The following is a 21,229-nucleotide window of genomic DNA, read 5'->3' on the forward strand; positions in this document are numbered from 1 at the left end:
GTACGAAGGAAGTCCGGCGAAAGCCGGAAGTGAGCCGCCGTCCCTACCGTGAAAATCACACACGAGGGGGCGTGAGGAAGGCGGCTCTGTCGTCATGAAACTGGCAATGTTCGGCGGGAAGCCCGCGGTCAGACGAGAGTACCGGCGGCTGGAGTGGCCCGTCGTCACGGACGCCGACCGCGAGGCCGTGGCCCGCGTGCTCGACAGTCGCAAGTTCACGGTCGGCGCCAAGAACGAGGCCGAGATCCACGGCCTGGAGCGGGAATGGGCCGAGTTCTGCGGCACCCGCTACGCGGTGTCGGTCAACAGCGGGACGGTCGCGCTGGAGCTGGCGCTGGCCGCACTCGGTCTCCAGCCCGGCGACGAGGTCATCGTGCCCGCGCTGAGCTACGTCGCGACCGCGATGGCGCCCCTGTACTCGCTCGCGGTACCTGTGTTCGTCGACATCGACCCGGTGACCTTCAACATCGACGTCTCCAGGATCGAAGCCAAGATCACCAACCGCACGCGGGCGATCGTGCCGGTGCACCTGGGCGGTCTGCCCGCGGACATGGACGAGATCCTCGCGCTGGCAAGGAAGTACGACCTGCTCGTGGTCGAGGACGCCGTGCAGGCGCAGGGCGGCATCTACCGCGAGCGCACGTGCGGGTCGATCGGCCACGCGGGCGTGTTCAGCCTCAACGTGGAGAAGAGCATCCCGACCTGCGGCGAGGGCGGCCTGGTCGTCACCGACCGGGAGGACGTCGTCGAGCGCATCCGCAGCCTGCGCATCCTCGGCGAGGACCTGTCCACCGAGGAGCGGCTGTACGTCTCCGCGACGCGGGGCTCGAACCTCAAGCTCAGCTCGGTGCTCGCCGCGTTCACCCGCAGTCAGCTCGACCGTTTCTGGCAGTACCAGGAGAAACGGGACGAGAACACGCCCGTGTTCGTCGACCGCCTCGCGCAGCTGCCCGGCATCGTCGCGCCGACCGTCCCCGACGACCGCACGCACATGTGGCACATGCTGCGCTTCCGGTTCGACCCGACGGCAGCGGGCCTGGTCGGCGTCACCCCTGGCCGGTTCCGTGCCGCGCTGCGCCGCGCGCTGCTCGCCGAGGGCGTGCCCCTCACGCACTACCAGATCATCCCGCTGCCCGGCCAACCCGTGTTCCAGGAGCAGAACGCCTTCGGGAACGGGCTGCCGTGGACGCTGCCCGGCACCAACCCGCAGCGCTACGACCTCGCCGACTACCCGGTGACGTGCCAGGTCATCGAGGACTCCCTGTGCCTGCGCAGGATGCACCTCAACCCCGAGGCCGGTCCCGCGCTCGCCGAGTACGCGACGGCGTTCGAACGCGTGTGGGACAACCTGCCCCGGATCGCCCGCTACGCCCGCTCCATGCCGTACGAGCCGCCGTGGCACGCCGTGCCCAACGGCCCGCGCCTCGCCGAGCTGGACGCGGCATGACCACCGCGGCCGTCACCGACGACCTCGGGTTGCGGCGGGTCGCCCTCGCCGTGCGGGAACACGTGCTCGCGATCGGCGCGGGCCCGATCGGGACACACGTCGGCGGCGCGCTCTCCGCGACGGACATCCTCGTGGCGCTGTACCGGGAGGTGTTACGCGTGCGGCCGGACGAGCCACGCTGGCCAGGCCGCGACCACTTCATCCTCAGCAAGGGACACGCGTCCGCCGCCCTGTACGCGACGCTCGCCGAGTGCGGGTTCTTCCCCGTCGACGAGCTGGCCACCTACGGCCGCTCGGACGGCCGTCTGATGGCACACCCGACTCCGGCCGTGCCTGGCGTCGAGTTCGCCACGGGCTCGCTCGGCCACGGCCTCGCGCTCGGCGCGGGGCTCGGACTCGCGGCCAGGCGCGCGGGCAGGCCCAACCGGGTGTACGTGCTGATGGGTGACGGCGAGCTGCAGGAGGGCTCGGTGTGGGAGGCCGCGATGGCCGCCGCACACTACCGGCTGGACAACGTGACCGCGATCGTCGACCGGAACCGCCTGCAGATCAGCGGGTCCACGGAGGAGCGCATGGGCCTGGAGCCGCTGGCCGACAAGTGGCGGGCGTTCGGCTGGGCGGTGTCCGATGTGGACGGGCATGATTTCGCGCAGCTGGTGCCCGCGTTGCTGGCCCGCGCCGAGGGCAGGCCGACGGTCCTGCTCGCGGACACGGTGAAGGGCCGGGGTGTGCGCCACCTCCACCACCGCAAGCAGAGCCACTTCGCGAAGCTCGGACGGGCGGCCTACGAGCGGGCGCTCACGGCACTGCGGGGCGTCGCATGACCAGCGCGGTCGTGGCGTCCGACCGGGCCGCCTACCGTGCCACGCTGCTGGACCTGGCGCGGGCGGACTCGCGGATCTGGTGCCTGGACTCGGACATGGGCGGCCTGGAGAAGCAGTTCCAGGCCGAACTGCCCGACCAGTACGTCGACGTTGGCATCGCCGAGGCGAACCTCATGTCGTTCTCCGCCGCGCTGGCGAGCACGGGACTGCTGCCGTTCGCCAACACCATGGCGGCGTTCGCGTCCGCGCGGGCGCTGGAACAGGTGAAGCTGGACATCGCCTACCACGACCTGCCGGTGCGGATCGTCGGGACGCACGCGGGGTTCTCGGCCGCGCACTACGGCCCGACCCACCACGCGACGCAGGACCTCGCGACCATGCGGGCCCTGCCGAACATGACGGTGCTGACCCCCGCGGACGCCGGTGAGACCGCCAGTCTGGTGAAGGCGGCGGCATACCTGCCCGGCCCGGTCTACCTACGGCTTGGACGCAACGACATGGCGCCGGTGTACGACGTCGCGCCGGAGGTGACCATCGGCCGGGCCGCACGGCTGCGCCCCGGCAACGACGTCACGCTCGTGGCGGCGGGTGCGCTGCCGGTGCGTTTCGCACTCGACGCGGCGGCGACGCTCGCGGCGCGGGGCATCGCGGCGCGGGTGCTGAACATGCACACGATCAAGCCGCTCGACGTGCCCGCGCTGGTCGCCGCGGCGGCCGAGACCGCGGGGGTGGTGACGGTCGAGGACCACTCGGTGTTCGGCGGCCTCGGCGGCGCGGTCGCGGAGGCACTGTCCGAACACCACCCGACGACCGTGCGGCGAGTGGGCGTCGCCGACGTGTTCTGCCACCGCCCGGGAACGCACGCCGAGCAGCTCGCGGCGGCGGGGGTGTCGCCTGCCCACATCGTGGCGGCGGCGCTCACGGTAACGGAAACTATCAAGGAGGAACGGGAATGACCACCGCGGTGAGCAACTGCCCAGACTGCACGGAGGCCGTGCCTGCCGGTGACCTGCGTGTGACGCAGGTCCTGGTGTGCCCCGGCTGCGAGGCCGAGCTGGAGGTGATCAGCGTCGACCCGGTCGAGTACGCGCTGGCGCCGGACATCGAGGAAGACTTCGGGGAGTGACGTGCGCGCCAACACGGGTCGGGACGGTCGCCTGGCCGTCCTGACCACCCGCGCCCGCCTCGAGGAGCGGCTGATCTTCGCCGCCTTCGACCGACGGGGTATCCCCTACGTGCAGGTGGACGACCGCACGCTGATCCACCACCTCGGCGCGCCGGGCGTCACCTACCGCGGCGTCCTGAACCGGATCATGTCCCACACTCGCAGCGTCTACGCGACGAGGCTCTTCGAGGCGACCGGCCACCGGGTGTTCAACCCCAGCACCGTGGTCGACGTGTGCGGCGACAAGATCCTCACCTCGCTGGCCCTGACGCGGGCCGGCCTCCCCACGCCCGCGACGACCGTGGCGATCACGCCCGACGCGGCACTGGCGGCCATCGAGCAGGTGGGCTACCCGGCCGTGATCAAGCCGGCCGTAGGCTCGTGGGGCCGCCTGCTGTCCAAGGTGAACGACCGGGACGCGGCCGAGACCCTCATAGAGCACAAGCAGTCGCTGCGGTCGCCGGTCCACAACGTCTACTACATCCAGGAGTACGTCGACAAGCCCGACCGCGACATCCGGGTGATCGTCCTCGGTGACGAGCCGGTCGCCGCGGTCTACCGGCGCTCCGACCACTGGATCACCAACACGGCACGCGGCGCGACCACGGCCGCGTGCACGTTGACCGATGAGCTGCGCTCCCTCGCGCTGCGGGCGGCCGGGGCCGTCGGCGGCGGCATGCTGGCCGTCGACCTGCTGGAGCGCTCGACGGGTGAGCTGCTCGTCACGGAGGTCAACCACACCATGGAGTTCCACGGCCTCGCGGCCGTCGCGGACGTGGACCTCGCCGACCTGATCGTCACACACGTGGACCGCGCACTGAGCACAGTGGACACACTGGAGCGTGCGGCATGAGGGCGACGGTCGTCGGCGGCAGCGGCTACATCGGCGGCGAGCTGGTCCGACTCCTGCTGGGTCACCCGCACGTTGAGCTGGTGACCGTCACGTCGGACCGGTACGCGGGCCGCCCGTTGCGTGCCGCACACCCGAACCTGCGTGGCCGCACGGCACTGTCGTTCATACCGGCGACCGAGGCCGGCGAGTCGGACGTGGTGTTCCTCGCCGTTCCGCACGGCGCGGCAGCGAAGGAGATCGACCACTGGTCGACCCGCGCACCGAGGATCGTCGACCTGAGCGCGGACTTCCGCCTGCGGGACGACGCACTGCGCGAGCGCCATTACCCCGGTGCCGCACCGGATCCGGGCTGGCTGGCGAAGTTCCGCACGGGTATCCCGGAGCTGAACCGGGAGAACCTGCGTGGCGCCACCCACATCTCGGTGGCGGGCTGCATGGCCAACGCCGCGATCCTCGCACTGCACCCCCTCGCCGCGGCAGGCCTGGTCGCGGGCACGGTCCTGGTCGACGCCCGCACCGGCTCGTCCGGCGGCGGTCGCACCCCCGACGAGGGCAGCCACCACCCGGAACGCAGCGGCGTGCTGCGGATGGCGAAACCCCACGGCCACCGGCACATCGCGGAGATCACCCAGGCGTGCGGGCTCGACGTGCACATGTCCGTCACGGCCGTGCCGTCGGTGCGCGGGGTGCAGGTGGTCAGCCACGTCACGCTGGCGAAGCCACTGTCCGAACGCGATCTCTGGGCCGTGTACCGCGACGCCTACCGCGACGAGCCGTTCGTGCGGCTGGTCCGCGAGCGGTCGGCACTGCACCGCATGCCGGAGCCGAAACTGCTGTCCGGCACCAACTTCTGCGACATCGGCCTCGCGCTGACCCCCGGCACCGAGCACCTCGTCGTGGTGTCGGCCATCGACAACCTGGTCAAGGGAGGTGCGGGAAATGCCGTCCAGTGCCTCAACATCGCGACAGGCTGGGACGAGACGACCGGTCTCGAGTTCACCGGCCTGCACCCGCTCTGAGCGTTACGTGGTGAAGCTGGGCGGCGCGCTCGACGACGAGATGACCCGTGCCTGCGCGGACGTCCGCACTCTGGTGTCCGGGGGCGCCGAGGTGGTGGTGGTCCACGGCGGCGGCGCGGCGGCGGACCGCGTGGGCACGGAACTCGGCCGCCCGACCCGCCACCTGACCTCCCGCGACGGCCGCCGCAGCCGCTACACGGACGCCGCGGCGCTGGACACGCTGATGCTGGGCATCCTGGGCCGTGTCAAGCCCACGATCGTGACGGCACTGGCCTCGCTGGGGGTCCGGGCCGTGGGACTGTCCGGACTGGACGGTGGCATGGTGACGGCCACCCGCAACCGCGCGTCGCGGGCGATCCTGGACGGCATGGAGGTCATCGTGCGAGACGACCTGTCCGGCCGTCTGTCCGATGTGGATGCGTCCCTGCCGAACACGTTGCTGGCGGCTGGTTTCGTCCCGGTGATCTCCCCGCCGGCCCTGAGCACGGACGGCCCGCTGAACGTCGACGCGGACCGGCTGGCCGCCGCGCTGGCGGTGGCACTGTCGGCGGACACGCTGGTCGTGCTGTCGAACGTCCCCGGTCTGCTGCGGGACAGGCACGATCCCGCGTCGCTGATCACGTCGGTGCCGGTGGACGCGCCGGAGGAGTACCTGGCCCTCGCGGAGGGCCGCATGAAAGTCAAGCTCAGGGCCGCGGTCGAGGCACGCAGGGCAGGCGTCGGCACGGTGGTCCTCGCCGACGGCCGCACCGACTCCCCCGTCCTGACCGCGACCGGCACCCGGTTCGTCACCCGAGAGGAACACCATGCGCGAGCGAGCTGAGGACCTCCTGTACCGCATGGTGGCCATCGACTCGGTGTCGGGCAACGAGAATCGCCTGGCCGACTTCCTGGTCGAGGAGCTGCGCGAGTGGGGCTTCACGACCCATCTGGACGAGGTGGGCAACGCGATAGCCCGACGCGGCGACCCGAACGCGCCCATGGTGATGCTGACCGGCCACATGGACACCGTCCCCGGCGGCCCACCGGTGCGCCGCGACGGCGACCTGCTCCACGGCCGGGGCGCGGTCGACGCGAAAGGCCCGCTGGCGACGATGATCTGCGCTGCGGCACAGGCCGATGTGGACGGTGTGCAGTACGTGGTGGCCGGAGTGGTGGAGGAGGAGACCTACGGCAAGGGCGCGACGCACCTGGCCGAGTGCTTCCGCCCGGCGGTGGGGTTCGTCGGCGAGCCCAACGGCTGGGCTGGTGTCGGCATCGGCTACAAGGGCCGGATCATGTTGCGCTACAGCGTGTCCCGCCCAGCTGTGCACACGGCGAGCCCGGAGGAGAAGGCGTCCGAGGCGGCGGTGGCGTTCTGGCACGACATCCTCACGTACTGCAGATCCGTGACCACGAGCGAGAAGGCGTTCGACCGCCCCATCCCCACACTGAACGAGATGACGGGCGACATCGAGCAGGCGCGACTGGTCGTCTCCGTGCGGACGCCCCCGGGCTTCGACGTCGAGGCCTTCGAGTCCTTCCTGGCGACGGCGACCCGGGACGGCGACCTGGTCGTCGACGACCGCACCCCGGGCGTCAGGGTCGACCACCGAGGCGCCGCCGTGCGGGCACTGTGTGCGGGCATCCGGGCCCACGGCGCCCGCCCGACGCTGAAGCTCAAGACCGGCACGGCCGACCTGAACATCGTCGAACCACGCTGGCAGATCCCGATGGCGGTGTACGGCCCCGGCGACTCGGCACTGGACCACACGGACAACGAGCACATCTCCCTGACCGAGTACGCAACCGCGATCGAGGTCCTACGCGGCGCGCTCGACCACCTCGCCACCGACCTGCGCGGATAGCACTGTCACGGTGGCCGAGGGGAAGTGCCGCCGCCAACGACCGGACAGAGCGGCGAGAACCGCGACGAGGGCGCCGGCGAGCGCGCCGAGCAGCAGGAAGGAGACCCGCCCCGTCACCTCGTACAACACGACCCCGACCACCGGCCCGAGCACGTTCCCGACGTCGGAGACGAGCCCGAACAACCCGAACGCGGCACCCTGGCTGGCGGCGGCCGACTTCAGCTCCACGATCCCCCGACGCGCGGTCAGGAACAGCACGGCATACCCCACCATCACGACCAGGAAGGCCCCGGCGACAGGCAGAACGGCCGAACTGGCGGCCATCCCGGCAAGCCCGCCACCAAGCAGGAAGAGCCCAGCCGCGACGAGCGGCACGAGTCCGAAGCGTTCGGCGAACCGGCCGAGCGCCCACATGCTGACGGCCGAGGTGGCCAGACCCACCACGAAGACGATGGAGATGGCACCGTGCGCCGATCCGCCGGCCGCGTCACTCAGGTAGAGCGGCAGGACCGGCTCGAGCGAGGTGTACACGAGGTGTGTGAACAGGTCGAGCAGGCCGAGCACGAGCACCCACACCCACCACTCGCGTGCGGCGGATCCGGTCTGCCCGGTGGTGTCGGCTTCCTCCACCGGCATGTCCGGAATGGCCCGCAGCAACCCGAAGGCGGTCAGCGAGGTGAGGACGGCGCCGACGAGGAACAGTGCCTCGAGCCCGAGCGGCGCGGCGACACCCGCCACCAGCGGCCCGAGCAGGAACCCGGCGACGGCGGCGGACCCGAAGTTCCCCATCATGCGACTGGAGGAGATCTCGTAACGCCTGCAGAGCGCGGACATCCCGGCGTAGAGCGCCGGCGTGACGAGCCCTTCCCCGATCCCCCAGACGAACCGCCCGACGAGCAGCGTCACGGGATCGCCGGCGAACGCCGTGAGCACGATCCCCACCGCGGCGACGTTCAGTGCCACGCACGCCACCGCTCGTGGCCGCCAACGGTCCACCCACGCACCGCCGACGGGCTGGAACAACGCCTTGGCCGCGGCGAAGAGCGCGAACATCAACGCGATGGTGACCGGCCCGGCGCCGACCCGCGTCTCGAGGTCGGGCACGAACGGGATCAGCACGGTGTACGAGGCGTTGACACTGATGACCGCGAGGAGGAGCAGCAGGGCGCGCCGCTGTCCCATCAGGCGGCCTGGATGTAGGCGTGCAGGGTGGCGTGCATGCCGTTGAGCGCGGTGGCCAGCTCGGGACGGGCCGTGGGCGCGTAGACCATGGCCCACAGCTCGGTGGCGTCGAGGCCGTGGCGTTCCTTGAAGCGGTAGTTGTCGCGGCCCCACTCGATGCGCCGCATGCCGTTGTCGTAGGCCCACTGCGTCGCGCGGTACATGAGCGCGATGTAGGTGCTGTACTCCCGCATGCTCGCGTAGTCGACGCCGCCGCACATGTAGGTGACCTCGTCACCGCGCCGGAACCCGAAGAACACGCCGAGGAGCCGGTCACCGGCCTGTGCCGCGACGAGCACGGCGCCGGGGATGTCGAGCATCCCGTGCAGGGCCGCCTCGTCGAAGAGGGCGGGCCACTCGTTCTTGTCACTGGTGTCGACGGTGAGCGGGAACGCGTCGGCGACGAGGTGGTGCGCGGTGGGGCCGTCGAGGACGCGCACCCGGAGGCCACGTTCCCCTGCGCGGCGCAGCCGTCGCTCGACGTCCCGCCGGATCTTGTTGTCGAGGCGGTAGAGGTGGTCCCCGAAGGTCCCGACGACGTCGATGCCGTAGGTCCGTTCCAGGTGGACGGTCCCGACGGGCGGCCCGGCGACGTCGAGCCAGCTGTCCACCCCGGCACTGGTCAGGTTGGGGACGACGAGCACCTCGGCCGCGCCGCGCCTGACCCAGTCCATGCCGGTGGCGTAGGCGCCCTCGACGAGTCTGCGGTCGATGGACCCGCGCTTGCCGTACATGGAGTAGGGCGAGCCGGCGAAGACGACCGGGTTGCCGAACCGTCCGACCAGGCCACACTGCAGTTCGTAGCCGAACCAGAATGGTGAGAGGGTGGTCTCGTAGAGGGGAAGGACCTCGTCCGCGGCGGAGACGTACGCGTGCCGCGTGCGCTGCTCGATCCCGATCCGCTCCCAGCCGCGCAACCACGCGGAGGAGTCGTAGAGGCAGCTGGCCCGTACCTCGCCGGGCACCTCGTCGACCAGCACCCACTCACCCGAACTCGCACCGGTGACCGCCATGCCCAAACCCCGTCCGCGTGGAAGCAACACCCACCAGCGAACGTAACTCGCACCGGGTAACCAGCTCTCCACTATCGACTGGACCCACACTGGAGCGCCCCCGGCCCCATGCCCCGCCCCGCCCCGCCCCGATGCACTGAAAGACGCCTTCGTAACGTCCAGCGTTAGGAAGGCGTCCTTCAGTGCACCCGGCGTCACGAAGGCTCCCATCAGTGCGCCCAGCGTTACGAAGGCGTCCTTCAGTGCGCCCAGCGTTACGAAGGCGTCCTTCAGTACGCCCAGCGTAACGAAGGCTCCCATCAGTGCGCCCAGCGTTACGAAGGCGTCCTTCAGTACGCCCAACGTTAGGAAGGCGTCCTTCAGTGCATCGGGGTGGGCCGGTGGGGTTACAGGGTTACTCGCAGTGCAGGCGGCAGCCGGTCGGCGTGGGCGCGGACCATCTCGTTGCACAGGTCCCAGATCCGCTCGACCGGCAGGGCACCCGACGTCGCCGGGTCCACCATCGCGGCCTGGCGGATGTGGCGAGGCTCCTCGTCGACGGCCGCGCGGACCACCAGGTCGTTCATGCTCAGGTAGTTGCGGTTCAACGCGGCCAGCTGTGGCGGCAGGTCCCCGATCCTCGTCGGCCGCACCCCCGACCCGTCCACGAGGCACGGCACCTCGACCGTCCCGCCCGACGGCAGGTTCGAGATCAACCCCCGGTTGGGCACGTTCCCGTACACGACCCTCGGTGTCCCCGTCGCGATGCTGTGGATCACCTGCGGGGCGTACTCCATCGTCGGCTCGACCTCCAGCGGCTCACCTGCCGCCAGCGCCGCCCGGGTCTGCTCGTAGCTCGCGACGTTCTCGTCCGTGATCCCCAGGTAATCACCCACGGGGATGCGCAGGCGCGCGATCTCCGAGTCGTGGTGCAGGTACCACGGCACGTACTCCGACGAGTGTTCGCTGGTCTCCGTCGGGTAGTAGCCGAGGCGGCGGTACATGTCGACACGCACCCGCCGCCGCAGCTCCGGGTCGGCCTCGACCAACGCGTCCAGCGCGTCGTACAGGTTCACGCCGTCGCGAGTCCACGACAGCACCCACGCCTGGTGGTTGACCCCCGCCGCAACGTACGTGACCTCCTCGAACGGCACGTCCACCAGCTCCGACAGGCCACGCATCGTCCAGTACACCGAATGGCACAGGCCGACCACGCGGGTCAGCCCGGTCACCTCCGTCAGGTACTGCACGTTCATCGCCATCGGGTTGGTGTAGTTCAGCAGCCACGCCGACGGGCACACCTCCGCGATGTCGGCACCCAGTGCCCTGAGCAGCGGGAACGTGCGCAGCGCACGGAAGATGCCGCCGATCCCCAGTGTGTCGCCGATGGTCTGGCGCACCCCGAACCTGGCCGGGACGTCGAAGTCGGTCCTGGTGGTCTCCGCCATGCCGACCTGCACGATGTTGATGACGAAGTCGGCCCCCGCCAACGCCTCCCGCCGGTCGGCGTGCGCGGTCACGGTCGGCGACATCCCCCGTGACGTCCCGATGTACCGCGCCGCTGCCTCCGAAGTGGACAGTCGCTCCCGGTCGATGTCGTGCAGCGCGATGTGCACGTCCCGCAGCTCCGGGAAGGCGAACAGGTCCGCCAGCAGACCCTGCGTGAACACGACGCTGCCCGCGCCGACGAAAGTGATCTTCATGCCTGGGTCCCCTCGAGATGGCTCATGACGTCGTCCCACGTCGGCTGGGCGGCCGTGCCACCCACGTCCCGCGTGGACAGTGCACCGCACACGGTCGCGACGTCGAGCGACCGCTCCACGGACAGCCCGTGCGACCTCGCCGCGATGAAACCCGCGGCGAAGCTGTCACCGGCTCCTACCGTGTCCACAGCGGACACCGCGATACCCTTGTTGTGCAGCACCTTCCTTCCATTGTGGCAGAACGCTCCTGCCGCGCCGTTCTTCACCGCCACCACCGGCACCCGCGTGGCGAGTACCTCGGCCGCTGCGCTCACCGAGTCGGCACCGGACAGCCGCAACGCCTCCCTCGCGTTCGGCAGCAGGACGTCCACGGCGTCGAGCATCGCGCCGACGTCCCACTCCCCCGACGGGTCGTCGTTGGTGTCCAGGGACGTGGTGGCCCCGTGTGCCCGCGCCTCCTCCAGCAGGCGAGGCAGCACCGCCGCCATCGGCGGCATCAGGAAGTACGACGACACGTGCACATGCCGTGCCGAGACGAGCAGCGCACGTGGCACGTCGAAGGCGGCACCCACCCCGGCTGTCAGCATCGCCCGGTCGTCGTCGCGTGTGACGACTACCGTCAGCGGCGTCGGCAACGCGGGGTCCACCACCAGCGCCGAGGTGTCGACTCCTCGTGACGCCAGGGAGTCCAGCACGAACCGGCCCGCGCCGTCGTCGCCGATCCGCCCCGCGATGGCTACCGACAGCCCGAGCCGGGCGGCACCGCACGCGGTGATCGCGCCGGAACCGCCGAGCACCAGCGAACCGGACGCGACGAGCTGCTCCTGCTGCCCGAAGGCGAGCGGTTCCGTCAGCGGGCCGACGATCACATCGGGGTTCGCGTCCCCGATGACCAGGAGATCGACCACGTCAGGCCTTGAGCCCGGTGGCCGTGACCGACTGGATGAACGTCTTCTGCGCGCCGAGGAACGCCAGCAGCACCGGCACCACGACGATCACGTTCCCCGCCATGACCGCCGCCCAGTTGGTGTGGTGCAGGCCCTGGAACGTCGTCAGTCCCAACTGGAGCGTGTACTGCGTGTCGTGGTTGATCGCGATCAGCGGCCACGTCAGGTCGTTCCACGTCGTCAGGAAGGTCAGCACCGCGACGGTCGCGAGCGCGGGCCGGGACAGCGGCAGCACGATCCGGACCAGCACCCCGAGCGTCGAGCAGCCGTCGATCCACGCCGCCTCCTCCAGTTCCCTCGGCAGGGACAGGAAGAACTGCCGCATCAGGAACACGGCGAACGGGGTAACCAGTGACGGCAGGATCAACGCGCCGAGGGTGTCGATCAGCCCCAGCTGCCGCATCACGATGAACGTCGGGATCATCGTGAGCTGGAAGGGGATCGCCATCGTCGCGAGCATCAGCACCAGCAGCACCCGCGAGCCGCCGAACCGCAGCCGGGCGAACGCGTACCCGGCCAGCGCGCCGAAGACCAGGTTCGCCACCACGGCCGTGACCGACACGATCAGCGAGTTCGTGAACCACCTGGGGAACAGGGAGTTGCCGAAGACGTACGAGTACCCGTCGAAGTGGATGCCGTTGGGCCACAGGGCCGGCGGGAACTGGTTGATCTGCGCGTTGGTCATCACCGAGCTGATCACCAGCCACAGCAGGGGGATCGCGAACAGCAGCGCCAGCGGCGCGAGCAGCAGGTGCCACGCGCTGAACGGCAGCCGGAGGCGGGTCGCCCGCACCTCGGGTGTGGTCCTCGGCTCGACCAGGTCGACGGCCGCGGTCATCGCGCCACCCCCTCCGTGCGGCGCCGTGCCAACCGGAACACGACGGCGATCACCAGTAGCGCTACGGCGAGCACGTACGCGGCGGCCGCGCCGTACCCGGCGGTGAAGCTCTTGAAGGCCTGCTCCCACACGAAGTACACGATGACCGTGGTCGACCCGAGCGGCCCGCCCTTGGTCGTCACGTACACCAGGTCGAACACCTGCAGTGCCTGGATCGCCTGCCACAGCACGAGGAACACCGTGATCGGCGTCAGTGTCGGCAGCACGACGTGCCGCAGGACCTGCCCCCGTCCGGCCCCGTCGAGGCGCGCCGCCTCCACGAGGGACGGTGGCACGTCCTGCAGCGCGGCGAGGTACACCACGACGCAGAACCCGGTCCCGCTCCACAGGGTGATCCCGACGAGGACGAGCAGCGCCTGCCCGGGATCGGTCAGGAAACCCTGGGTGGACAACCCGATGCGGTGCAGCAGCGAGTTGGCGACCCCGAACTCGGGGTCGAGGATGAACGAGAACAACACACCCTGTGCCGTCGCCGACACCACGAACGGGATGAACATCAGCGTGCGGTACAGCCCGACCAACCGGATCCGCTGGTTCAGCACCAGCGCCAGCAGCAGCCCGAACACGATGGAGAGCGGCACGTACAACACCGTGTACAGCACGGTGTTGCGCACGGCCTGCCCGAACCTCGGGTCCTGCACGAGCGCGTCGTAGTTGTCCAGCCCCACCCACCGGCTCGGCGTCACGAGGTCGTTGGCCTGGAAGGAAAGGAGCAACGACCAGAGCACCGGCACGATACTCAGTCCGAGAATCACGAGCACGGCGGGCGAGATGAACGCCCACGCGGTCCCTGTCTCACGACGCGGGCGCCGGGTCGGGGTGATGGTGATCGGCACAGGGTCTCCTCAGCGCGGGATGCGTAATGCCGCGTCGGCCTCGTCTGCGCAGGTGCGCATCGCTTCCTCCGGGGTGCTCTTCCCGAGCAGCACGGAGGTGATCGCGGTCGCCAGTGCCTGCGAGATGTCGGGGTAGGCGGGGTGCACCGGCCGCACCCTCGCCGACTCCAGGGCCGTCGCGAACACCTTCAGGCCAGGGGTTTCCGCGGCGTACTGGCTCCACTCGGGACTGGACTCGCTCTCCTGGCTCAGCGGCAGGCTGCCCGCGCCGAGCGCCCAGCGCACGTCCTGTTCCGGCTGGATCAGCCAGCTCACGAACGTGCGGGCCGCCTCGACCCGCGCCGCCCCGTTGTCGAAAACCGTCCACGTGTCCGGGCCGGAGATCGTGACCGGCTTCCCGTTGAAGCTCGGTAGCGGCACGACCTCGTAGTCCACCCCTGCGTCGAGGATGTCGGGCAGCTGCCACGGCCCGGTGACGACCATGCCCATGCGACCGGAGTTGTACACCTGGTACATCTGCTCACTGCCGGACTTCGGGTCGATGTAGACACTCTTGTCGCGCGCCAGGTCCCGCACGACCTCGAGTGCCTCCACGCCCGCGTCCGCGAACCCGATGCCACGCCCGTTCGAGCCGATGACGTCGCCGCCCGCGTCCCAGACGAGCGGCCACAGCCGCCAGACGGTGTCCTCGTCACCAGCACCCGGCCAGCCGGTGCCGAACGTGCCGGTGTCCACATTGGTCAGCGCCTTGGCCGTGGACACGAAGTCGTCCCACCGCCAGTTCTCCTTCGGCAGGTCGACTCCCGCCGCGGAGAACACGGTTTTGTTGCACACCACCGCGAGCGAGTCCACGAGTGCGGGCGCCGCACGGACCTGACCGTTGATCATGACCGCGTCGCGGACCGGCTTCCAGTAGTTGGTGCCCGCGATCGTGTCGCCCATGTCCACAACTTTCGGACTACGCGCGATGTTCGCGAGGTCCGAACCGAAGATGTAGGCGACGTCGGGATAGGAACCCGCCGCCAACGCCGCGAGGACCTTCTGCAGCATCGCGTCACTCAGTACGCCGCCACCCGTGTCCACCTTGATGTTCGGGTGAGAACGCTCGAAGTCCGCGACCAGGTCCTCGATGACCAGGACGGCTGTGTCGCCTTGGCCGTGCCAGAAGTTGATGGTCACCGTGCCACCGGAGTCCGCGTCATCGGTGGCACAGCCCGCGAGAGCCGCACCCGCGGTGACACCGAGAGCGCCTCGCAACAAATCACGTCGAGTTAACACGTCTGGTAAACGTAGTCGGAACTGTCCGGTGTGGATACATCGACATCCCGGCGGACTACGCTGAGTGTGCTGCCGAAGTCGGCGCACGCCGCGCGCAGACCTCGTGCGGAGTACTCGATGATGATCACGTTGTTGCCGAAGGCATCCACGTAGTCACCACATTCCGTCCACTCGGCACACTCCTCGGCGACCGCGAAGTCGAGGCCGTTGGCCACGCGGTTCCCAGCCAGCTCAACAGTGTTCTTCTGTGCGATGGCGAGCCCGGCGCCGTGTGCGTGTGCGGACAACAGCTTGATGTAGGCCTGGGCCTGGTTCGCAGTCAGCAAGTTGTCGGGTGCACGAGTGAACGTGTCGAAGTTGTCCGGCTCGACCGCCCGGAAGCCCTTGGCCGCGCACTGGTCGATCCACGCGTCGACCTTCGCCGCGATGCGTTCGCGCTTGGCGGCGGTGCGGATGTCGAGCATCGCCTCGCCCCAGTCCTCGTCGTAGACGATGTCGCCGCGCGAGTCGCGGAGCAGGAGGTCACCCCACTCGCCCTCGGTGTCCGGCTGGGCCTGGAACGCGTTGACGTAACAGATGTTGTAGAGCCCGGCCGCCGGTGCGTCGCCGTGGTCGCGGCTCACGACCCGGACGCCGGACGGCGGGGTGTAGGCGCCGCCGATCTGGTAGTCGAACCTGGCGTGCGCGGGCGGCAGCGAGACCGCGGCGGAGGCGTCGGCGGTCACGAACAACGCCGCGACGACGGCACCGACCAGGGGGAGAACGCGAGCGCGAGTAGTCATCATCGGTGGGAGCTCCATGATGATCGCGGGATACGTCCCCGCCTCGGACCGCGAAAGCGACCTGGCGACACAGTCCGGGCTCGGGCCGACGGCCCATACCGGCTGGGCGTACCTCTGGCGCCGGGTGCTCATCCCCGGCGTGCTTCCCAGCAGTAAAACGAGGTACACGAAGGGTTGTCAAGAGAGGCGGGCGATTACTCCCTGAATGCGACGCGCCCGGGTCTCCGGCTTCTTCGCCGACTCGACCGCCTCGGCGCTCTCACGCTGGTGGGTGTAGGAGAGCCTGTCCCAGCTCGGCCGGAGCCCGGCCTCGTCGATGGCCGCGGCCAGGTCGTCCGGCGGCGTGACCACTCTCGGCTCGTCGTCGGCGGCGATGGCCACCACGAACGGCTCGCCCGCCGCGATACCCGCCGCGGCGGCGTTGGCCTTGTTGAGCGGGAGGAAGTACTCGTCGCCGTAGACGGCCACGGTGGACCGGTAGCTGTGCTCCCTGTCGGCCCGCACGGTCACGACGACCGGCGGCCGGGACTTCCCGAACAGCGCCCGCACGTCGACCGGGACCCTGACCGCCCCACCGGCCGCGCTGTCGAGCACGACCCCGAACTCGACGGGGTCCACTGTGGACATCAGTCCTCGACCCAGCCGTGCTCTCGCGCCTTGGCCACAAGGCCCTGGCGCGCCTGGAGGATCTGCTGCGCGGACATCGTCGGCGCGGCGGACAGCAGGGTCTCGGTGACCTCCGCGACGTACTTCTTCGTCGACAGGACGTCACACAGGTCGCTGTCGAGCCCTCGCGCCGGCTCCGGCGAGTCGAGCAGGCGGACGTGCGAGGCCTTGGGCCCGCGCTCCCCCTCCTCGACCGTGAACTCCACCACCGCGCCGGGAGTGAGCAGCCGCTTGTCGAACGCGAGGTCGTTCACGTGAATGAACACGTCCTCGCCGCCGCCCTCCGGCGCGACGAAACCATATCCCCGCACCTCGTCGAAACGGACCACTTTGCCGCTGACCATCACAACACCTACGCCTCTTACCGCAACTGAAACCCACCCGCCGCAACCATAGCGCATGATTGGTACACCCCGGGAACCACCACGACCTCCCGGCCACACCGCCTTCACCCAATGCGGTGACCATCCCGCACGGCGTCGAGTTATCCGTATTCCGCCACAGTGTCGCAACCGGAAAACATATGCGCCGCCTGCATTTCTCCGTGTCCTTATCCGAGGCAGGGCCGTGCGGGCCGGGTCCCGAGGACCTCCTGCCGGAGCGTCTTGCGTGCTAAGGTCGGTGTTCCACTGCACGACGGTCGTTCCGCCACACGGCACAGCGAGGCACCATGACACTCGCGCTGGAGGACCTGACGGTCATCGATCTGACCCAGGTGATGGCCGGGCCTTTCTGCTGCCAGCTGCTCGGCGACCTCGGCGCCGACGTGATCAAGGTCGAGCCGCCCCGGGGGGACGCGACGCGCGAGGCCACCGGCCACCGCCTGCCGCACGGGGAGAGCGCCGCCTTCCTGGCCGTCAACCGCAACAAGCGCGGGATCTCCGTCGACCTGCGGTCCAACGGCGGTCTCGAGGCGTTCCGCAGGCTCGCACGCGACGCCGACGTGGTCGTCGAGAGCTTCCGCCCGGGTGTCGCGAGGAGACTCGGCGTCGACTACGAGTCGCTGCGGCGGGACAACGAGCGGCTGGTACACGCCTCCGTCTCGGGTTTCGGCCAGACCGGCCCGTACGCGAACCGCCCTGGCTACGACCTGATCGCCCAGGCCATGTCCGGCATCATGAGCGTCACCGGCGACCCGGACGGCCCGCCGACGAAGTCCGGCGTCCCCGTCGCCGACCTGTCCGCGGGACTGCTGTGTGCGGTGGGCATCCTGTCGGCCCTCCACTCCCGCACGGTCACCGGGCGCGGTCAGGCCGTCGACACCTCCCTGTACGACGCGGCGCTCGCCATGTCCGTGTGGGAGACCGCCGAGCTGTGGGCGACCGGCGAGGCACCGACGCGGCTCGGCTCGGCTCACCGGATCAACGCGCCCTACGAGGCCTTCCCCACCCGCGACGGGCACCTCACGGTCGGCGCCAACAACGCACGCCTGTGGGACCGGCTCTGCGTGGCCCTGGACCGGCCCGACCTGTTCGCCGACCCCCGGTTCGCCACCAACGACGACCGCGTCCGCAACCGTGCGGCGCTCAGGGGGGAACTGGCCGAGACACTGTCCACGAAGGACACCGACGCCTGGGTGGAACTGCTGCTGGGCGCCGGGGTGCCCGCCGGGCCCATCCGCGACTACCGGCAGTCCTGCGCGGACCCGCACACGCTGGCCCGCGAGATGGTGGTCGAGCTGGACCACCCGGTCGAGGGTCGGGTCCACGCGCTCGGCGTCCCCGTGAAGCTGTCCGGCACACCCGGCACGATCCGCCGTACCCCGCCGAGCCTCGGCGAGCACACCGACGAGCTGCTCCGTGCCGCCGGCTACACCGACCCCGAGATCGCCGCACTGCGTGCCGAGGGAGCCGTCACGTGAACCTCATCATGAAGATCGACGGGCCGGTGGCGACCGCCACGATCAACCGGCCGGACGCCCGCAACGCCATGACCATGGCGATGTACGACTCGCTCGCCGAGTTCTGCGCGTGGGTCGACGACAGCGCGGAGGTCCGGGTCGCGGTCCTGAAGGGCGCGGGCAGCAAGGCTTTCGTCTCCGGCACCGACATCAACCACTTCCGGGGCTTCGAGAGCGCGGAGGACGGTGTGCGCTACGAGAAGCACATCGAGTCCGTGTTGGCACGCCTGGAACAGGTGACCGTACCGACGATAGCGGTGGTCGACGGCTACGCCACCGGCGGCGGGCTGTCCATGGCCGCCGCGTGCGACCTCCGGATCTGCGACAGGAACGCCAAGTTCGGGCTGCCCATCGCCCGCACGCTCGGCAACTGCGTGTCCATGGCGACCTACGCCCGGCTCGTCCGCCTGATCGGCGCCGCACGCACGCTGCACCTCGTCTACACGGCCGGTTTCGTCGACGGCGAGCAGGCACTCGCCGTCGGCCTCGCCTCCGAGCTGGTCGACGACGCCGACGCCCGCGTGGCGGAGCTGTGCGAACAGCTGGCCGGCCACGCGCCGCTCACCATGCGTGCCAGCAAGATCGCGTTGGGGCGCCTGCGTGACCGGGAGCTACCGCCCGACGAGGACCTGATCCGCCTCTGCTACGGCAGCGAGGACTTCGCGGAGGGCGTGAACGCCTTCCTGGACAAGCGAAAGCCACGCTGGCAGGGCCGATGACCTCACAACGGCCGCCGGTACCCGAGTGTCGCGCTGACGCGTCGCGCGGCCTCGGTCACCAGCGCGCCGTAGCGTGGCCGCAGCTCGTCGGTCATCCGGCTGCCCGGCGTGGAGATCGACAGGCTCGCCTGCGTGCGGCCCTCGTGGTCGAAGATCGGCGACGCGACGGCCGCGATGTCACTGCGCCACTCCCCGGAGTTGGTGGCGAACCCGCGCTCCCGCACCCGTTCCAGCTCGACGAGGAACTCCGCCCAGTCCACGATCGTCCGCTCGGTGTAGCGGTCGAGGTGGTCGCCGACGATGGCCCTGACCTCCTCGACCGGCCGGTGGGCGAGCATGGCCTTGCCGTTGGACGAGCCGTGCAGCGGCACCGCGCTGCCGAGCGTGATCACCGCGCGGACCGGGTGCTCCGTCTCGACCTTCTCGATCAGGACCGCGCGATCCCCTTCCAGGACCATGAGATGCGCGGTCTCGCCGGTCTCCCTGCGCAGCTCCTTCATGACCGGCAGCGCCGCGTCGCGCACGCCGAGGTCCGGCAGCGCTCGCTGTCCTATGTGGAGCGCCCGGTTGGTGAGCACCCAGCTCGTGGGTTCCGCGCCGGACGGGCAGATCCAGCCTGCCGTCCACAGTGTCTGGAGCGCTCGCTGCACGGTGGTCTTCGGCATCCGCAGTCGGCGGGACAGCTCCCCGACCCCGGCCGGCTGCGTGAACGCGACCTCCTCGAGCACCCGGAAGGTCCCGAGCACGGTACGCATTCCCTCACTCATGGCGGCAGTCTATGGTCACAGCCACCCTGGGGCGACGAAGATGGCCCACGAAAGCACCGGCGCCACGATGATCATCGACAGGCCCCACACCATCAGGCCGCGGAACACCCGGTCCCGCACCTCGGGGCCGCTGCTCGCGACGACGAGCGCGCCGCTGGTGGAGAACGGCGAGGAGTCGACGACCGACGACGAGATCGCCAGCGCGATGATCATCCCGACCGCGCCGACCTCGCCCGCGAGCAGGAACGGCACCGCGAGCGGGATGAGCGCGCCGAGGATGCCGGTGGTGGACGCGAACGCCGACACCGCGGCACCGATCAGGCAGATCACGAACGCGGCGAGCAGCGGGGCGCCGATCTTCGCGACGCTGTCGCCCAGCATGTCGATGGTGCCGATGGTCTGCATCAGGCTCACGTAGGTCACCACGCCGCAGATGAGCAGCACGGTCGGCCACGCCACCTCCGCCACGCTTCCCTTGCACTCTTTGGGGAACAGGATGCAGATGACGGTGGCGATGGACAGGGCGAGCAGGCCGACGTCGATGTCGAAGACGAGCGCGCCCACCACGAGCGCGACCAGGCCGGTCAACGTGGCGACACGTTGGATGTCGAGGGTGACCACCTGCTCGGTCACCGGCGTCTCGGTCCTGGTGGCGACCGGGCCCGGCGAGCCGGTACCGCCTGCCGGTTCGCCGGGCCCGGCATCCGCCTCGGCGCCCTGTCCCACGGGCTCGACCCGCCTGCTGAGCAGCTCCCGGCCGCCGAACATCACGAAGACCGCGACGGACAGCGCCGCGTTGAACAGGAACGTGCTCGCCCACAGCAGACCGGGGTTGCTCGCCAGGTGCTCGCGTTCCACCACGCCGTTGGTGATCACGCCGAACACGCCGATCGGCGAGAACCCGCCCGCGCTCGCGCCGTTGATGATCAGCAGGCCCATCAGCAGCGGGTTGATGCGGTGGCGGGCGGCGAAGCTCAGCCCGATCGGCGCCATGATCGCGACCGCGCCGGGCACGACCGCGCCCACCGACGTGAGCACCGCGGTGACCACGAACATCACCCACGGGATGAACGCGATCCTGCCCCGCACGGCCAGCACGCCGACGTGGACGAGCCAGTCGACCGTGCCGTTTCCCTTGGCGATGGCGAAGAGCAGCGTCACCCCGACCAGTACGACGAAGAGGTCACCGGGAAAACCGGCGAAAAGGTCGTCCTCGCTGACGTCGAATACGAGGGTGCCGAGCAGGAAAGCACCCAGGAATGCGATCGCCCCCATGTTCACCGATCGCAGCGTGGCAAGCAGGACGATGAGTACGAGTCCAACGATGGAGATTATCTGCATGGTCATGGGGACTCCCGAGACCGC

22 protein-coding genes are annotated in these 21,229 nt (G+C 69.9%); 10 read left to right on the top strand and 12 right to left on the bottom strand.

The features are described from left to right. The first annotated feature begins 94 nt into the window (after window positions 1–94). Genes CLV71_RS08210 through CLV71_RS08245 form a run of 8 tightly spaced genes read left to right on the top strand, consistent with a single transcriptional unit; the run spans window position 95 to window position 7,155 of the window. A complete protein-coding gene (locus tag CLV71_RS08210) occupies window positions 95–1,447 on the top strand; it encodes a DegT/DnrJ/EryC1/StrS family aminotransferase (RefSeq protein WP_208297462.1) in 1,353 nt (450 codons plus the stop codon). After that, window positions 1,444–2,271, top strand: a complete 828-nt coding sequence (locus CLV71_RS08215; protein WP_133902039.1) for a transketolase — start codon at window positions 1,444–1,446, stop codon at window positions 2,269–2,271. The genes CLV71_RS08210 and CLV71_RS08215 overlap by 4 nt, the downstream gene beginning before the upstream one ends. Then, entirely contained in the window at window positions 2,268–3,227 is a 960-nt protein-coding gene (locus CLV71_RS08220; protein WP_133902040.1) for a transketolase family protein, read from the top strand. Before CLV71_RS08215 ends, CLV71_RS08220 begins: the two co-directional genes overlap by 4 nt. Further along, window positions 3,224–3,397, top strand: coding sequence for a lysine biosynthesis protein LysW (locus CLV71_RS08225; protein WP_133902041.1), 174 nt, complete (start codon window positions 3,224–3,226; stop codon window positions 3,395–3,397). The genes CLV71_RS08220 and CLV71_RS08225 overlap by 4 nt, the downstream gene beginning before the upstream one ends. Before the next feature lies 1 nt (window position 3,398). Beyond that, complete coding sequence (gene lysX, locus CLV71_RS08230) at window positions 3,399–4,289, top strand: lysine biosynthesis protein LysX (protein ID WP_243866294.1); 891 nt, start codon at window positions 3,399–3,401, stop codon at window positions 4,287–4,289. Then, window positions 4,286–5,308 (top strand): N-acetyl-gamma-glutamyl-phosphate reductase, encoded by a 1,023-nt coding sequence (gene argC, locus CLV71_RS08235; protein WP_133902042.1) that lies wholly within the window; start codon window positions 4,286–4,288, stop codon window positions 5,306–5,308. The genes lysX and argC overlap by 4 nt, the downstream gene beginning before the upstream one ends. A gap of 10 nt (window positions 5,309–5,318) precedes the next feature. Continuing rightward, window positions 5,319–6,131: a [LysW]-aminoadipate kinase gene (locus CLV71_RS08240; protein ID WP_243866295.1), complete on the top strand. Its 813-nt coding sequence runs from the start codon at window positions 5,319–5,321 to the stop codon at window positions 6,129–6,131. Next, the gene (locus tag CLV71_RS08245) at window positions 6,115–7,155 is read left to right on the top strand and encodes a M20/M25/M40 family metallo-hydrolase (protein WP_133902044.1); all 1,041 of its coding nucleotides are present in this window, start codon (window positions 6,115–6,117) and stop codon (window positions 7,153–7,155) included. Before CLV71_RS08240 ends, CLV71_RS08245 begins: the two co-directional genes overlap by 17 nt. Here the strand turns inward: CLV71_RS08245 and CLV71_RS08250 are convergent. The 10 genes from CLV71_RS08250 to CLV71_RS08295 all read right to left on the bottom strand — a co-directional run bounded on the left by CLV71_RS08250 (window position 7,111) and on the right by CLV71_RS08295 (window position 16,822). Beyond that, window positions 7,111–8,337 (bottom strand): MFS transporter, encoded by a 1,227-nt coding sequence (locus tag CLV71_RS08250; RefSeq protein ID WP_133902045.1) that lies wholly within the window; start codon window positions 8,335–8,337, stop codon window positions 7,111–7,113. The two genes, CLV71_RS08245 and CLV71_RS08250, sit on opposite strands and share 45 nt — an antisense overlap. After that, complete coding sequence (locus CLV71_RS08255) at window positions 8,337–9,389, bottom strand: GNAT family N-acetyltransferase (protein WP_133902046.1); 1,053 nt, start codon at window positions 9,387–9,389, stop codon at window positions 8,337–8,339. Before CLV71_RS08255 ends, CLV71_RS08250 begins: the two co-directional genes overlap by 1 nt. A 386-nt stretch (window positions 9,390–9,775) precedes the next feature. Continuing rightward, window positions 9,776–11,071, bottom strand: coding sequence for an alpha-glucosidase/alpha-galactosidase (gene melA, locus CLV71_RS08260; protein ID WP_133902047.1), 1,296 nt, complete (start codon window positions 11,069–11,071; stop codon window positions 9,776–9,778). Next, the gene (locus CLV71_RS08265; RefSeq protein ID WP_133902048.1) at window positions 11,068–11,979 is read right to left on the bottom strand and encodes a carbohydrate kinase family protein; all 912 of its coding nucleotides are present in this window, start codon (window positions 11,977–11,979) and stop codon (window positions 11,068–11,070) included. The genes melA and CLV71_RS08265 overlap by 4 nt, the downstream gene beginning before the upstream one ends. 1 nt (window position 11,980) lies before the next feature. Beyond that, entirely contained in the window at window positions 11,981–12,856 is an 876-nt protein-coding gene (locus tag CLV71_RS08270; RefSeq protein WP_133902049.1) for a carbohydrate ABC transporter permease, read from the bottom strand. Next, entirely contained in the window at window positions 12,853–13,752 is a 900-nt protein-coding gene (locus CLV71_RS08275; RefSeq protein ID WP_133902050.1) for a carbohydrate ABC transporter permease, read from the bottom strand. Before CLV71_RS08275 ends, CLV71_RS08270 begins: the two co-directional genes overlap by 4 nt. 9 nt (window positions 13,753–13,761) lie before the next feature. Continuing rightward, window positions 13,762–15,009 carry an ABC transporter substrate-binding protein gene (locus CLV71_RS08280; RefSeq protein WP_243866297.1) on the bottom strand — a complete coding sequence of 416 codons (1,248 nt, stop codon included), beginning with the start codon at window positions 15,007–15,009 and terminating at the stop codon, window positions 13,762–13,764. A 14-nt stretch (window positions 15,010–15,023) separates the two neighbouring features. Next, a complete protein-coding gene (locus tag CLV71_RS08285; protein ID WP_243866299.1) occupies window positions 15,024–15,815 on the bottom strand; it encodes an endo alpha-1,4 polygalactosaminidase in 792 nt (263 codons plus the stop codon). Between the two features lie 174 nt (window positions 15,816–15,989). Beyond that, window positions 15,990–16,439, bottom strand: coding sequence for a YdeI/OmpD-associated family protein (locus CLV71_RS08290; protein ID WP_133902051.1), 450 nt, complete (start codon window positions 16,437–16,439; stop codon window positions 15,990–15,992). After that, window positions 16,439–16,822 carry a cold-shock protein gene (locus CLV71_RS08295; protein WP_208297465.1) on the bottom strand — a complete coding sequence of 128 codons (384 nt, stop codon included), beginning with the start codon at window positions 16,820–16,822 and terminating at the stop codon, window positions 16,439–16,441. Before CLV71_RS08295 ends, CLV71_RS08290 begins: the two co-directional genes overlap by 1 nt. A 326-nt stretch (window positions 16,823–17,148) precedes the next feature. Here CLV71_RS08295 and CLV71_RS08300 point away from each other — a divergent pair, with 326 nt between their 5' ends. Both CLV71_RS08300 and CLV71_RS08305 read left to right on the top strand, forming a co-directional pair. Continuing rightward, on the top strand, window positions 17,149–18,339 hold the full coding sequence (locus CLV71_RS08300) for a CaiB/BaiF CoA transferase family protein (protein ID WP_133902053.1): 1,191 nt from the start codon (window positions 17,149–17,151) through the stop codon (window positions 18,337–18,339). Next, a complete protein-coding gene (locus CLV71_RS08305) occupies window positions 18,336–19,097 on the top strand; it encodes an enoyl-CoA hydratase/isomerase family protein (RefSeq protein WP_243866301.1) in 762 nt (253 codons plus the stop codon). Before CLV71_RS08300 ends, CLV71_RS08305 begins: the two co-directional genes overlap by 4 nt. Before the next feature lie 2 nt (window positions 19,098–19,099). Here CLV71_RS08305 and CLV71_RS08310 read toward each other — a convergent pair whose 3' ends face one another. Beyond that, window positions 19,100–19,864 (bottom strand): IclR family transcriptional regulator, encoded by a 765-nt coding sequence (locus CLV71_RS08310; RefSeq protein WP_208297466.1) that lies wholly within the window; start codon window positions 19,862–19,864, stop codon window positions 19,100–19,102. A 15-nt stretch (window positions 19,865–19,879) separates the two neighbouring features. Next, window positions 19,880–21,211, bottom strand: coding sequence for an SLC13 family permease (locus CLV71_RS08315; RefSeq protein ID WP_133902054.1), 1,332 nt, complete (start codon window positions 21,209–21,211; stop codon window positions 19,880–19,882). Window positions 21,212–21,229: the final 18 nt, after the last annotated feature.

This window comes from Actinophytocola oryzae (assembly GCF_004364325.1).
In the GTDB taxonomy this organism is placed as follows: domain Bacteria; phylum Actinomycetota; class Actinomycetes; order Mycobacteriales; family Pseudonocardiaceae; genus Actinophytocola; species Actinophytocola oryzae.